This window comes from Methylobacterium sp. E-012, assembly GCF_057836545.1.
Genome location: NZ_JBYQEY010000001.1, coordinates 4,588,532 through 4,602,658, shown reverse-complemented (window position 1 = coordinate 4,602,658; position 14,127 = coordinate 4,588,532). Strand labels below are relative to the sequence as shown.

Annotated in this window: 12 protein-coding genes; 9 read left to right on the top strand and 3 right to left on the bottom strand. The window is 70.9% G+C overall.

The genetic code is table 11. The annotated features are described in order from the left end of the window. The first annotated feature begins 16 nt into the window (after nt 1–16). From AC3IF1_RS22080 to AC3IF1_RS22070, 3 genes are all read left to right on the top strand, one after another. Nucleotides 17–2,593, top strand: a complete 2,577-nt coding sequence (locus AC3IF1_RS22080) for an ABC transporter permease (protein ID WP_489219357.1) — start codon at nt 17–19, stop codon at nt 2,591–2,593. A 539-nt stretch (nt 2,594–3,132) separates the two neighbouring features. Next, nucleotides 3,133–3,906 carry a Bax inhibitor-1/YccA family protein gene (locus tag AC3IF1_RS22075; protein ID WP_489219356.1) on the top strand — a complete coding sequence of 258 codons (774 nt, stop codon included), beginning with the start codon at nt 3,133–3,135 and terminating at the stop codon, nt 3,904–3,906. 96 nt (nt 3,907–4,002) lie between these two features. Continuing rightward, complete coding sequence (locus AC3IF1_RS22070; protein WP_489220438.1) at nt 4,003–4,899, top strand: dihydrodipicolinate synthase family protein; 897 nt, start codon at nt 4,003–4,005, stop codon at nt 4,897–4,899. Between the two features lie 10 nt (nt 4,900–4,909). Here the strand turns inward: AC3IF1_RS22070 and AC3IF1_RS22065 are convergent, their stop codons facing one another. After that, nucleotides 4,910–5,284, bottom strand: a complete 375-nt coding sequence (locus AC3IF1_RS22065) for a DUF2794 domain-containing protein (protein ID WP_489219355.1) — start codon at nt 5,282–5,284, stop codon at nt 4,910–4,912. Between the two features lie 350 nt (nt 5,285–5,634). Between AC3IF1_RS22065 and bluB the strand changes: the two genes are divergently transcribed. Then, nucleotides 5,635–6,273: a 5,6-dimethylbenzimidazole synthase gene (gene bluB, locus AC3IF1_RS22060; protein WP_489219354.1), complete on the top strand. Its 639-nt coding sequence runs from the start codon at nt 5,635–5,637 to the stop codon at nt 6,271–6,273. A 183-nt stretch (nt 6,274–6,456) separates the two neighbouring features. Beyond that, the gene (locus AC3IF1_RS22055; RefSeq protein ID WP_489219352.1) at nt 6,457–6,966 is read left to right on the top strand and encodes a L,D-transpeptidase; all 510 of its coding nucleotides are present in this window, start codon (nt 6,457–6,459) and stop codon (nt 6,964–6,966) included. A 13-nt stretch (nt 6,967–6,979) separates the two neighbouring features. On the opposite strand, the gene AC3IF1_RS22050 is transcribed toward AC3IF1_RS22055, so the two are convergent. After that, a complete protein-coding gene (locus AC3IF1_RS22050; protein WP_243968109.1) occupies nt 6,980–7,288 on the bottom strand; it encodes a cupin domain-containing protein in 309 nt (102 codons plus the stop codon). 166 nt (nt 7,289–7,454) lie between these two features. Then, on the bottom strand, nt 7,455–7,691 hold the full coding sequence (locus tag AC3IF1_RS22045; protein WP_489219351.1) for a DUF1674 domain-containing protein: 237 nt from the start codon (nt 7,689–7,691) through the stop codon (nt 7,455–7,457). A gap of 83 nt (nt 7,692–7,774) precedes the next feature. Here AC3IF1_RS22045 and AC3IF1_RS22040 point away from each other — a divergent pair, with 83 nt between their 5' ends. The 4 genes from AC3IF1_RS22040 to AC3IF1_RS22025 all read left to right on the top strand — a co-directional run bounded on the left by AC3IF1_RS22040 (nt 7,775) and on the right by AC3IF1_RS22025 (nt 14,106). Further along, the gene (locus tag AC3IF1_RS22040; RefSeq protein ID WP_489220437.1) at nt 7,775–9,139 is read left to right on the top strand and encodes an RsmB/NOP family class I SAM-dependent RNA methyltransferase; all 1,365 of its coding nucleotides are present in this window, start codon (nt 7,775–7,777) and stop codon (nt 9,137–9,139) included. Nucleotides 9,140–10,178: 1,039 nt separating this feature from the next. Then, the gene (gene thrS / locus AC3IF1_RS22035) at nt 10,179–12,206 is read left to right on the top strand and encodes a threonine--tRNA ligase (protein ID WP_243968111.1); all 2,028 of its coding nucleotides are present in this window, start codon (nt 10,179–10,181) and stop codon (nt 12,204–12,206) included. A gap of 336 nt (nt 12,207–12,542) precedes the next feature. Then, nucleotides 12,543–13,565, top strand: a complete 1,023-nt coding sequence (locus AC3IF1_RS22030; protein ID WP_489219349.1) for a diguanylate cyclase — start codon at nt 12,543–12,545, stop codon at nt 13,563–13,565. A gap of 247 nt (nt 13,566–13,812) precedes the next feature. Further along, nucleotides 13,813–14,106, top strand: coding sequence for a hypothetical protein (locus AC3IF1_RS22025; protein ID WP_489219348.1), 294 nt, complete (start codon nt 13,813–13,815; stop codon nt 14,104–14,106). Nucleotides 14,107–14,127 lie beyond the last annotated feature (21 nt).

Sequence of the window (14,127 nt, the reverse complement as noted above, 5' to 3'; positions counted from 1 at the left end):
GGCTCGGTATAGCGCCATGCACGGTACCATTTCCCGTCCCCAGCCCAACAATCCCCGCCGCATCCCGCTCACCCTGCGCCTGGCCTTGCGCGAATCGCGCGGCGGCCTCAGCGGGTTTGGGGTGTTCCTCGCCTGCATCGCCCTCGGCGTCGCGGCGATCGCCGGGGTCGCCTCGATCTCGCGCTCGCTCTCGGACGGTCTCGGCCGGGAGGGCCGCCGGATCCTCGGGGGCGATCTCGCCTACAACCTCATCAACCGCGAGGCGACCGACCCGGAGCGGCAGGCCCTGGCCCGGGAGGGCCGCCTCGACGTGGTCGCCTCCCTGCGCGCGATGGCGGCGGCGAACGGCGACGCGGCCCTCGTCGAACTGAAGGCCGTCGACCCCGCCACCTATCCGGCCGCGGGCGAGCTCGTCACCGATCCACCGGGCCGGCTGACGGACCTGCTGGCCGAGCGGGACGGCGTGCCGGGGGCGCTTGCCGATTCGGCCCTGCTCACGCGCCTCGCCGTCAAGGTCGGCGATCGGATCGCGCTGGCCGGTCATCCGGTCGCGATCCGCGGCACCATCGTGTCCGAGCCGGACAAGATCGCCGGCGGTATCGGCTTCGGGCCGCGGCTGATGATTGCCGAGCCGACGCTGCGTGCCACCGGCCTCGTGCAGCCCGGCAGCCTCAACCGCTGGAGCTACCGGATCCTCCTGCCCCCCGGCGCGTCGGATGCTGACCTTGACACCGCGCAGGGCCGGATCCGTGCGGCGACGCCGGAGGCGGGATGGGAGATCCGGTCCCGCACCAATGCCGACCCGCGCTTTTCCAAGAGCATCGAACGGTTCACCCAGTTCCTGACCCTGGTGGGGCTCACCGCGCTGATCGTCGGCGGCGTCGGCGTCGGCAACGCCGTGCACGCCTTCGTGGAGCGCAAGCGCCCCTCGATCGCGACCCTCAAGAGCGTCGGCGCCCCGGGCTCGCAGGTGGTCGCCCTCTACCTGACCCAGGTGATGCTGATCGCCGGCCTCGGCACGCTGATCGGTCTCGTCATCGGCGCGAGCCTGCCCTTCCTCCTCGACGCGCTGTTCTCGGCCGACCTGCCGCTGCCGCTCAACCCGACCCTCGCCCCGGGGGAGCTGGCCCTCGCCGCCGCCTATGGGCTGATCACCGCCTTCGCCTTCGCGATCACGCCTCTGGGCCGCGCCCACGACGTGCCGGTCTCGGGCCTGTTCCGCGATACGGTCGACCCGGCCCGGGTGCGCACGCGCTGGCGCTACCGGATTTGGCTGGGCCTAAGCCTCGCGGCCCTGGTCGGCCTGTCGGTGGCGACCGCCTTCGACCGGCGCGTGGCGCTGATCTTCATCGCGGCCGCCGCCATCGCCTTCGGCCTGCTGCACGTCGTGGCCCTCGGCCTGATGGCGGCGGCCCGCCGCCTGCCGCATCCGCGCTGGCCCGCGCCCCGGATGGCGCTCGCCAACCTCCACCGCCCCGGGGCGCTGACGCCCGCCATCGTCCTGTCGCTCGGGCTCGGGGTGACGCTGCTCGTCACCCTCAGCCTGATCGACGCCAATGTCCGCCGCACGATCAGCGCGACCCTGCCGGCCCGGGCGCCGAACCTGTTCTTCCTCGACATCCCGTCCCGCGACGCCGGCGCGTTCCGGGAGTTCCTGGCCCGCGCGGCCCCCAACGGGAAGATCGAGGACGTGCCGATGATGCGCGGCCGGATCGTCGCCCTGAACGGCGTGCCGGCGAGCAAGATCCGCCCGCCGGAGGACGCCGCCTGGGTGCTCGACGGCGACCGGGGCATCACCTACGCCGATACGGTGCCGGAGGGTTCGAGCCTCACCGACGGCGCGTGGTGGAGCGCCGAGCAGGGCACCAAGCCGCTCGTCTCCTTCGAGACCGACCTCGCCCGCCAGCTCGGCCTCAAGCTCGGCGACACTGTCACGGTGAACGTGCTCGGCCGCGACCTCACCGCGACGATCTTCAACCTGCGCCGGGTGGAGTGGCGCAACCTCGGCATCAACTTCGTGATGGTGTTCTCGCCCGGCACCTTCCGCGGGGCGCCGCACTCGGACCTCGCCACGCTCACGCTGCCCGGGGGCGTCGATGCGGGGGCCGAGAACCACATCCTGCGCGATGTCGCCAAAACCTTCCCGTCGGTGAGCGCCGTGCGGGTGAAGGACGCCCTCGACGCGATCGGCGACCTCGTCGGCCGGCTGGTCCTGGCGATCCGCGGGGCGAGCGCCGTCGCGGTCCTGGCGAGCCTGTTCGTGCTGGCCGGCGCCATCGCGGCCGGGCACCGGGCGCGGCTCTACGACGCCGTCGTGCTCAAGGTGCTGGGGGCGAGCCGGTCCCGCCTGCTCTCGGCCTACGCGATCGAGTACGCGGCCCTGGGATTCGCCACGGCCCTGTTCGGCCTCGCCGCCGGCACGCTCGCCGGCTGGGTGATCGTCGCCAAGGTGATGCACCTCGACTTCCGGCTGGACCTCTCCGGGGCGCTGGTGGCGGCGCTCGCCGCGGTGGCGCTCGCGATCCTGCTCGGGCTCCTCGGCACGTGGCGGATCCTGGGGCAGAAGCCGGCACCGTATCTGCGGCAGATCTGAGTGCCCGATCGACGGACGTGCGCGGTCGTGCGCATCGCGTCATGGTTTCGAAAGGTCGAGACCTTTCGCGGGTCCAGGGCAGAGCCCTGGAGAACGCCTCAGGGCGCGGCCCAGAGAACCAGCCAAAGGGCTGAAGCCCTTTGGAAACCCAGGATTCCGGGCCGAACAGGCCGCGTGCCGCGCTTGCGCACGGTGATCGTGCCGCGCGAGAATCACCGCGCGCAACCAGAGATGGCCGTGTTCGCGCGTGGCATAAGGAAGCCGTTAAGACTTTGCGCGAAGCCTTCCTCATCACGGGGGCGCGGCAACCCGCAGTCGAACGCGCGGCCGCGGGGCCGGAAAGCATTTTAATCCCGGGCCAGATGGACAAAAATACATGGTTCGGACACGGAAAACCGGTCCGGCAACCGTGGCCGGGCACTTGTGCCGGCGACGCGGCCGCAACATATTCCTGTCCGAGGCGCCAGTCCGGCGCCAGAGGTCCTGCGTGGGCCTCGCCCGAAACACCACGCTGAGAGAGCCTCCGCAAGGAAACTCCCATGGCATTTGAGAATAGCCCCTTCCGGTACGGCGCCCAGCAGCGGCCGGCCGGCTATGCCGGCACCCAGGTCGAGGTCGATCAGGGCCTGCGTGCCTTCATGCTCGGCGTCTACAACAACATGGTCGTGGGCCTCGGGATCTCCGGTCTCGTCGCCCTCGGCCTGAACATGGCCTCGGTCGCCGCCTATCAGGGCACGCGCCCGATCCTGACCCCGTTCGGCCAGACCCTCTACCAGAGCCCGCTCAAGTGGGTCCTGATGCTCGCCCCCCTGGCCTTCATCTTCGTCTTCTCGATGAAGATGGACCGGATGTCGGCCTCCTCGGCCCGGTCGATGTTCTGGGGCTTCGCGGCGGTGATGGGCGCCTCGATGTCCTCGCTGCTCCTGGTCTTCACCGGGGGGAGCGTCGTCCAGGTGTTCTTCATCACGGCGGCGGCCTTCGGCTCGCTCAGCCTTTGGGGCTACACCACCAAGCGCAGCCTCTCGGGGATGGGCTCGTTCCTGATGATGGGCCTGATCGGCATCATCCTGGCGTCGCTGGTGAACATCTTCTTCGCGTCCTCGGCCCTCCAGTTTGCCGTCTCGGTGCTGGGCGTGCTGATTTTCGCGGGGCTGACCGCCTACGACACGCAGAAGCTCAAGGAGATGTATCTCTACGGCGGCTTCGACGGTGAGATGGCGGCCAAGATGTCGGTCAACGGCGCCCTGACCCTCTATCTCGATTTCATCAACATGTTCCAGTTCCTGCTGAGCCTGATTGGCGACCGCCGCTAAGCCTCACCAGAACCGCGGACGGAGGAAACCCCGGCGGTAAACCGCCGGGGTTTCTTTTTGCGCGCCCGGATCGCGGGATCCCGCTATCTCTCCGTGATGCGCGAAAAACTCTCCGGCCTCTCGGCCTTCCCGATCACCCCGAGCGACGCTGCCGGCCACGTCGACGCCGTGGGCCTGCGCCGGCTGCTGGAGCCCCTGGCGGCGGCTGGCGTCGGTTCGATCGGACTGCTGGGCAGCACCGGGACCTACGCCTATCTGACCCGCGCGGAGCGTCGCCGGGCGGTGACCATCGCCGCCGAGGCCGTGGGTGATCGCGTGCCGCTCCTGGTCGGGATCAGCGCGCTGCGCACCGACGAGGCGATCGAACTGGCGCAGGATGCGCGCGCGGCCGGCGCGGCGGCGGGCCTGCTCGCCCCCGTCTCCTACACGCCCCTGACGGACGACGAGGTTTTCGCGCATTTCGCGGCCGTGGCGGGGGAGGGCGGCCTGCCCCTCGTCATCTACGACAATCCGGCCACCACGCATTTCTGTTTCTCACCGGACCTGATCGGCCGGATCGCGCGCCTGTCCGGAGTGGTGGCTGCCAAGTGCCCGGCACCCGAGCCGGCCGCCGCTGCGACCGGCGTCGCGGCCCTGCGCAGCGCGGTCCCGGAGGGTTTTCCGATCGGGTTCAGCGGCGACTGGAACGTGACCGAGTCGCTGATCGCCGGCGGCACCGCGTGGTTCAGCGTGGCGGGCGGCCTGTTCCCCCGGACCTGCCTGGCGATCGTCCAGGCCGTCGAGGCGGGCGACGCGGCGCGGGCCCGCGCCCTGAACGCGGAGCTCGAACCGCTCTGGGCGCTGTTCCGGGCGCATTCCAGCCTGCGCGTCGTCTACGTCCTGGCCGATCTCCTCGGCCTCTGCCGCGCCGAGCCGCCGCGCCCGATCCGGCCGCTGCCGCCGGAGGTCCGGGCCGAGATCGCCGCGACCCTTCGCCGGATGAGCCTGGCCTGACGCAATTTGGTCAGACCGCCCGGGGCGCCGGCTCCAGAACGGCGATCACCCGGGCGAGTTCGGTCCCGCGCTTCAGGATCTGGCCGCTCGCCGCGATCACCGCGTAGGCGCCCTGACGGCGGGCGAGCCGTGGGTCCTTCTCGATCCGGTAGAGCGGCATCTCGGAAGCGCGGCGGTAGATCGAGAACACCGCCTTGTCGGGGCGGAAGTCGAGGGCATAGTCGCGCCACTCGCCGGCCGCGACCTGCCTGCCGTACAGGTTGAAGATCACGCGCAGCTCATCCCGATTGAAGGCGATCTGCAGAGGAGCCGCGCGGGCTGGAAAGGGGATGACGTGTCCCGCCGCCTCGTCGGGCCTCGGCCCGGCGCCCGTCCTCTCGGTCATCATCGCTCCCGCGTCGTCGGTCCTTTGCCGGATGATGGGCCTCGCGGCAGCGGCCCGCAAGGGTGGTCCGGCAGACCCCGTGTCACCGAAGACACACCCAAGCGACAAAAAACATGGTTCTGCCCAATTCGCGCCTTTCGCGGGCCGCGTTGCACGGGCACAACATCGACTGAACCTCGCCGAGCCCCGCCCCTCCGGCGCCCGCGACCCAGCTCCCCAGCCATCGGTCGCCGATCGGGATCCCAGGACCCGGCACTCCGAGGTTTCGAGACCCAAGACTTCAGGCCGCCCACCCGGGCGGCCTTTTTTCGTTTCGGTTCGTTCCGGGATGCGGGTATGCCACGCCCATCATGGGGCCGCCCGCCTTCGACGACGCCTTCGTGCACGACCTCGACGCGCTGTTCGCGTGGCGCCGGGACGTGCGCCGTTTTCGCGCGGATCCGGTCGGCGCGGACCAGCTGCAGGCCTGTCTGGCGGCGGCGCACAGGGCCCCCTCCGTCGGCAACAGCCGGCCCTGGCGGTTCGTGCGGGTCTCGGATCCCGGGCGTCGCGCGGCCGTCACCGAGAGCTTCACCCGCTGCAATGCGGCGGCGGCGGCGGCCTACGATGCCGTGCGCGCGGCGGAGTACCGGGCCCTGAAGCTCGCCGGCCTGCGGGAGGCGCCGGTGCATCTCGCCGCCTTCTGCGATCTGGCGACCGAGACCGGCCTCGGCCTCGGCCGGGCCAGCATGCCGGAGACCCTGGCCTATTCGGTGGTCGGGGCGGTGCAGTGCTTCTGGCTGGCCGCCCGGGCGCGGGGGCTCGGCGTCGGCTGGGTCTCGATCCTGGAACCCGCTTCCGTGACGGCGATCCTGGCGGTGCCGGACACGTGGCGGCTCGTCGCCTATCTGTGCGTCGGCCATCCGGTGGAGGAGCATCGCGACCCGGAACTGGAGCGCCACGGCTGGCAAGCCGAGGACGCCCGGGGCCGCATCCTGTTCGAGCGCTGAGCCGACGCACCGGCCAGACGGTAAGTCTTGCCCGTCCCGTCACCGGACGATTTACGTTGCTGCTTTACCGTGACCGCGGGTTTCGGGGCGCAGTCCCGCATCAACCATAGCTTTTCCTGGAACGGCAAGCTCGGCCGTGACTTACTCGGCCGCAGGGATATTGGCTTGTCGAGGATCACGAAGATGCCAGGTCGGGTCGCGGCTCTATTCGGTTTGGCCGGCGTGATGCTGGCCGGTTGCTTCGGTGCGGCGCAGGCCCGCGAGGTCGTACCCTTTCAGAACGGGGTCGCCCCGGGCTCGATCGTGATCAGCGTCTCGCAGCGCAAGCTCTATCTGGTGACCGGCGACGGGACGGCGATCCGCTACCCCGTGGCGGTGGGCAAGCCCGGCAAGCAATGGTTCGGGACCGCATCCATAGACGGCAAATACGTCGCCCCGGCCTGGTCGCCCCCGGCCGAGGTGAAGCGCGACAACCCGCGCCTGCCGAGCCTGATCGCCGGCGGCTCGCCGCACAACCCGATGGGTGCCGCCGCGATGACGCTGGCCGGCGGCGAATATGCCATCCACGGCACCAACCGCCCGAGTTCGGTGGGCACCTACGCGTCCTACGGCTGCATCCGGATGTTCAATCAGGACGTGGTCGACCTATACGGACGCGTCGATGTGGGCGCGCAGGTCTATATGACCCGATGAGGGTCGATCGCCCTCAGCCGGCGGGCGGTGCCGTCGCCTCCACGGCCGTGAAGGTCTCCAGGATCCGATAGGTGTGCTCGGCGCCCGCCGGCACGCAATACGAGTCGCCGGCGGCGAGCGCCACGGTCTCGCCCCCGACCACCAGCTCCGCCCGGCCGCTGACGACGTACCCCACGGTCTCGTGGGGGGAGGTGGTCATCGGCTTGTCGGCGTTGGGCTCCTCGGCCCGCCACATGCGCATGCCCAGCCGCTCGCCCCGGGCCAGGGTGATCTCGCCGTGCGGCCCCGCGGCCGCGCTCCGGGCCGATACCTTCGTCGCCATCGTGTCGTCTCCTGCCGGTGAGGCAGGGGAACGGGCACCGGGCAGCCCCGTTCCGAGCGTCCGCGGAACCGCATGCGCGGCCCGACGCCTCATGGCATCCCGGACCGCCGCCCCGTGTCCCGGGATCGGCGATCGGGAGCGGCCGGGAATGACCGACTGCGGAGCCTCAAAAATCGACCGCGAGCCCCTTCACCTCCCAATCGTCATAGCGCACCGGCTCCAGGCCGCCGCGGCCCTTGCGCTCGGGCGTGGCGCTGATCGCCGCGGCGCGGGCATCGATGGCCGCCCGGCGCGCCGCCGCCTCGGCCAGGGCGCGCTCCGCCGCCGGGCTGAGCCGGCGGGGCTCGGCCGCGCCGGCGTTCGTATCCTGTGCGTTCACGTCGTGTCCCTTCGCGTCTTGCATCGAGTCTTGCATCGCGCTCGCTCGGGTGTGAGGGCATGGGTCCGAGAGATTTCGGATCTGGAGCAGAAGTGGCATCGCGGGACATGGGCCGCAACACGCGGGACGGCGCTTCGACGGGCACGACCGGTCCGGACACGGCGGGTTTAGGCGCGCGACGCGCGGCGATGCAGGCGGTCGCGGCCCTGATCGGGCAGGAGCGGGCGCCCGCGCTGGATGATGCCCTGGCCCAGGCGATCCGCGCGGAAGCGCTGGCGCCGGCCGATGCCGGGCTGGCACGGGCCATCGCGGTGGCGACCTTCCGGCGCTACGGGCTGATCCGCACCGCCCTCGCGGCGCGGCTGGAGCAGGGGCTGCCCACGGCCAAACCGCAGCTCACGGCTTTGCTGGCCACCGCGAGCGCCCAGATCCTTGATCTCGCCGTGCCCGACCACGCGGCCGTCGACCTCGCCGTGCGGCTCGCCAAGGGGGACACCCGCACCGCCCACCTCGCCGGCCTCGTGAACGCCGTTCTGCGCCGGATCGCCCGGGAGCGCGACGCGATCCTGGCCGCGGGCGCGGACGCGCTGGCGGTCAACACGCCGGACTGGCTCGCCCGGCGCTGGGTCGCGGCCTACGGGCCGGAGCGTGCCGCGGCGATCGCGCGCGCCCATCTCGCGGGGGCCGCCATCGATCTGACGCCACGGGGCGAGCCCGCCGAGTGGGCCGGGCGGCTCGGCGCCGTGACGCTGCCGACCGGCTCCCTGCGCCTGGCCGAGAACGGCCCGGCGATCCCCGACCTCCCCGGATTCCAGGAGGGCGCATGGTGGGTCCAGGACGCCGCCGCCGCGCTCCCGGCGCGGCTGCTGGCACCGCGTCCCGGCATCCGGGTGCTCGACCTCTGCGCGGCGCCCGGCGGCAAAACCCTGCAGCTCGCCGCCGCGGGGGCGCACGTCACCGCCGTCGACCGCTCCGCGCCCCGGCTGGAGCGGCTGCGCGAGAACGTCGCGCGCCTCGGCCTCGACGTCGAGATCGCGGTCGCCGATGCCCTCGCCCTGGAGCCGCAGGACCACGATGCGGTGCTGCTCGACGCACCCTGCTCGGCCACCGGCACGATCCGGCGGCACCCGGACGTGGCCTGGACCAAGGCGGAGTCCGATATCGGCCGCCTCGCCGCGCTCCAGGCCCGGCTCCTCGACCACGCGGCCGGACTGGTGCGGCCGGGCGGGTCTCTCGTCTACTGCACCTGCTCGCTGGAGCCGGAGGAGGGTGAGGCGCAGGTCGCGGCCTTCCTGGCCCGCGAACCCCGGTTCACGCGTGTTCCGGTGCGACCCGAGGAGGTCGGCGGCGCCACCGGGCTGATCGACGCGAACGGCGATCTGCGGACCCTGCCGTGCCATTTCGCCGAGGTGCCGGGCGCCCGCGGCGGTCTCGACGGGTTCTTCGCGAGCCGGCTCCAGCGCGCGGGGTGAGGGGGGCTCTGCTGCACCTGTTCGACGGGACGCACGTACTCCCGCGCGCTCTCGCACGCGCGGTCTACGATGATCACGCGTCCTCAATGGATAAAGAGCCAACTCCGCCGGATCTCCCTCCCCCCTCTGCGGGGGAGGGTGGCCCCCGAAGGGGGTCGGGAGAGGGGAGCGACGGTGCAGAACGAGGCTACGCCCGCCGTGAAGGCCGTGCCCTGTCCTGAACCCGGGCTCCCCTCACCCGACCCCTGCTGACGCCGGGGCCACCCTCCCCCGCAGAGGGGGGAGGGAATGCGCGCAGCACGCCCGCCCTTGACAATGTTCCTATTCTGTGCTCATTAGCCGACACCTGTCCGCGGCGGTCCGGGAGCGATCCCGGTCCGTCCTTCGGGGCCCGCCCGGTGGCTGACCGGGCGGGTCCGGGGACGGGGCGGTGCCCGCGTCGGTGGCTCTCAGCCGCCATCGCCCCGGGCGGCGTGACCGATACGGGGCGTGTCTCGGATCCGGGCGGAGAAACACCGGGCCAACCCGGCGGGGCTGAGGAAATGCCCCCGCGCCGACCCTCCTCTGGGCCGACCCCAAGGGACCTGCGGACCCGTCCATTACGAGACGGGCAAACGGCTGGAAGGCCACAGACTCACTGCGGGTTCCGGAGGTGCGTGCACCTCGTCCGAGACCGTCTGCAGAGACGTCGCAGGATCGGGCGCGCTGAAAAGCACCGCGACGAGAAAGACGGCACCGGCCGGGGCCCACGCCCGGTCGATGCCGCGGGCGCCGCGGGGATCGGATCCCGCGCGTTCTCTCACCACCTGGGTTCCCGCGGCGTCCCGCGTCCCGCGTGTTGCTTCTTGGGCCAAGCCCCCGGCGCCGCAGGCGCGCGGGGACGATGATGCGCATCTGGAGGACAGGCTCGGGCAGGCACCGGCGCGCAGGGATGTGCCGCACCGTTGTTCCCACGCCCAAAAAATCGGTCTACACGGCCGCTCCCCTGAAACCGCTTACCTGCCGCGTATGCAGGACTGAGCCCGGAGACGTTTGATCCATGCCGATTCTCACCTTCCCAGATGGCAACACCCGGGAGATCGCCGCCGGCACCACCGGTCGCGCCGTGGTCGAGGGCATCGCCAAGTCGCTGGCCAAGCGCACCGTCGCCATGGCGCTCGACGGCACGGTCGCCGACCTCGACGATCCGATCGCCCACGATGCCCGCATCGAGTTCCTCGACCGCACCGACCCGCGCAGCCTGGAGTTGATCCGCCACGATTGCGCCCACGTCCTCGCCGAGGCCGTCCAGAGCCTCTGGCCGGACACGCAGGTGACGATCGGCCCGGTGATCGAGAACGGCTTCTACTACGATTTCTATCGCGAGACCCCGTTCACGCCCGACGATTTCCCGGCCATCGAGGCGAAGATGCGCGAGATCATTGCGCGCGATGCACCCTTCACGAAAGAAATCTGGACGCGCGCGGACGTGCGCGCGCTGTTCGAGGGCAAGCAGGAAAAGTTCAAGGTCGAGCTGGTCGACGCCATTCCCCCCGGCGAGGATCTGAAGATCTACCGGCAGGGCGAGTGGTTCGACCTCTGCCGCGGTCCGCACATGACCTCGACGGCCAAGGTCGGCACCGCCTTCAAGCTGATGAAGGTCGCGGGCGCCTATTGGCGGGGTGATTCGAACAACCCGATGCTGACTCGCATCTACGGCACCGCCTGGGCCGCCCAGGCCGATCTCGACGGCTACCTGCACCGTCTGGAGGAGGCCGAACGCCGGGACCACCGCCGCCTCGGGCGCGAGATGGACCTGTTCCACTTCCAGGAGGAGGGGCCGGGCGTCGTCTTCTGGCACGCCAAGGGCTGGACGATCTTCCAGGCGCTGATCGCCTACATGCGCCGGCGCCTGCGCGGCGACTACGCCGAGGTCAACGCCCCGCAGATCCTCGACAAGTCCCTGTGGGAGACCTCCGGCCACTGGGGCTGGTACCGGGAGAACATGTTCGCCGCGCAGTCGGCCGGCGAGGAGGCCGAGGACAAGCGCTGGTTCGCCCTCAAGCCGATGAACTGCCCGGGCCACGTGCAGATCTTCAAGCATGGGTTGAAGTCCTACCGCGACCTGCCGTTGCGCATGGCCGAGTTCGGCGTGGTCCACCGCTACGAGCCCTCGGGCGCCATGCACGGGCTGATGCGGGTGCGCGGCTTCACGCAGGACGATGCCCACGTGTTCTGCACCGAGGACCAGCTCGCCGACGAGTGCCTCAAGATCAACGACCTGATCCTCTCGACCTACGCCGATTTCGGCTTCGACCAGATCGTCGTGAAGCTCTCGACCCGGCCCGAGAAGCGCGTCGGCTCGGACGCCCTCTGGGACCACGCCGAGGACGTGATGACCCGGGTGCTGGCGCAGATCGAAGAACAATCGGCGGGCCGGATCCGCACGGAGGTCAATCCGGGGGAGGGCGCGTTCTACGGGCCCAAATTCGAGTACGTCCTGCGCGACGCCATCGGCCGCGACTGGCAATGCGGCACCACCCAGGTGGACTTCAACCTGCCCGAGCGGTTCGGCGCCTTCTACATCGACGCCGACGGCGCGCGGAAGCCGCCCGTGATGGTGCACCGGGCGATCTGCGGCTCGATGGAGCGGTTCACCGGCATCCTGATCGAGCATTTCGCCGGGCATTTCCCCCTCTGGCTGGCGCCGGTGCAGGTGGTGGTGGCCACGATCACCGGGGAGGCCGATGCCTACGCCCATGAGGTGATCCGCGCCCTGGATCGCGCCGGCCTGCGGGTCGAGGCGGATCTGCGCAACGAGAAGATCAACTACAAGGTGCGGGAGCACTCGCTGGCCAAGGTGCCGGTGCTCCTGGCGCTGGGCAAGCGCGAGGCCGAGGAGCGGACGGTCTCGATCCGCCGGCTCGGCAGCCAGCAGACCCGCACGCTGCCGCTCTCGGAGGCGGTGGCGGCCTTCCGGGAGGAGGCGACCGCCCCGGACATCCGCCGGGCTCAGGCGGTGGCCGAGGCCGTCCCGACCAGCGACACGGTTCTGGACGGGCATCACGGCGTGCAGGACGCCCCCTGATCCGCCCTCGGCGGCTGCCAAGCCCCCGGGCTTCGACTGTCGAGGCAGTCGTGATATGCTGTTTTCGCGGAGATATTATCGCGAAAACATTCTAAAAACGGCGTTTTATTGAATCTTTTGACGTCTAAACGGTGTATTGATACCAAGTCCGGCGTATTGAACACCTGCACGGGATTGTCGCGTGATCCGCGAAATCAACCTCTATCGTTGAAGGTCGCACCGCATCGTCAAGGTTGGCGAAAGGAATCCCATTCTAGATACCTCGGGGATCAGTTTCCATCCGGATTTCAGTCGGCCGCCGCAGGGCGGGCGACGGCGGGACACGAGGGGACCGGGATGACGGCGCGATCGGAGGACGATGCGGCGCGGCTGATCGGGCGTGGCGGACGGCCGGTCGGCAGCTGCCGACGCCGGAGGCCCGGTCGCAGCCCCTGCCTCGGGCCCGGCCTTATCGGCGCCCTCGACAGCCTGCCGCACGGCCTGTGCCTGTTCGACGCCGCCGATCGCCTGCTGTTCGTCAGCGCCGGCTACAGGCGCCTCTTCGGCGGCCCATCCCGGCGCGTCAGGCCCGGCCTGCAGGCCCGGGACGTGAGCGCGCTGAGCCTTGTCGGGGATCGGCGCGCGGGTCAGGATCCTGCCGATCTCTGGGCCGCGCGTCGGCGCTCCGTCGTGCAGGGCGGGTCCGGCTCCGCGCTTCAGACCCTGCCGGACGGGCGCCAGATCGCGATCACGGTCCAGCCGCAATCCGGGGGTGGCTGGGCGGCCCTGTGCGAGGACGTGACCGAGCGCCGCCGCACGGAGACACGCCTGCGCTACATGGCCCAGCACGATCCGCTCACCGGGTTGCCGAACCGCTCCCTGTTCGCGGCCCGGCTCGACCGGGCCCTGGGGAGCTCCAGCGGTGAGAGCTGCGCCCTGCTCTGCCTCGATCTCGACGGCTTCAAGCCGGTGAATGACGATTACGGCCATGCGGTGGGGGACGCGCTGCTGCAGCGACTGGCCGAGCGGCTGCAGGGGGAGCTCCGCGACTCCGACATGGCGGCCCGCCTCGGAGGCGACGAGTTCAGCGTGCTCCTGGCCGGGACCGATCCGGCGCCGGCCCTGACCTTCGCCCTGCGTCTCCAGGACAGGCTGGCGCAGCCCTACGACCTCGGGGCGGGGCGGCGGGTCCGCATCACGGCCGCCATCGGTATCGCCTGCGCCCCCCTCCATGCCACCCGGGCGCCATGCCTGACGGAGCGGGCCGACGCGGCGATGTACGAGGCCAAGCGGACCGGCCGCCCCTGCATCTGGGACACCCGTCTCCTGCCCGGATCCATGTCGGCGCCCGGGGACCATCGGCCGAACCCCGAACGATGACGTCCGGCGCATCCCCCGAACCGAAGCCCCGGATTGGGGCCTTGCCGCACGGCGTCCGGGACCGGGCGGAGGTCCTTCGGGGTAAGGCCCCGCCCGGCGCGTCCGGTGGTCGCATCGTCGGCTTGGGCCGATCGGGTGGATAAGGGTCCCCGTCCGACCGGAGCAAACCGGGTCTCGTCCGGAAAAATCCGACATTTACGCGCGATATCCGGCCTCGGTGCGGAGCCTTCAACGCCCGGAAGGACCCATGACCCGTCTCGCCTGCGTTCTTCTCCTGGCCGTCCTCGCCACCGGTGCCGCGGCGCAGGAACGGATCGATACGCGCTCCCTGACCTGCGCCGCGCTTCAGCAGCGCGTCGCCCGGGGCCGCACCGTGATCCTCGCCCGGAGCGCGACAGCCTACGAGACCGTCCATCTGGATTCGGGATCGTGCAGCCTGGACGAAACCGGCGCCCCGGCCTTCGAGCCATCCGCCGACGTACCGTCCTGCCTGGCCGGATGGCTCTGCAAGCAGCGCAACAGCGACAGCGGCCAACGCTGAGGGCGCCTGGATCGTCCGGAC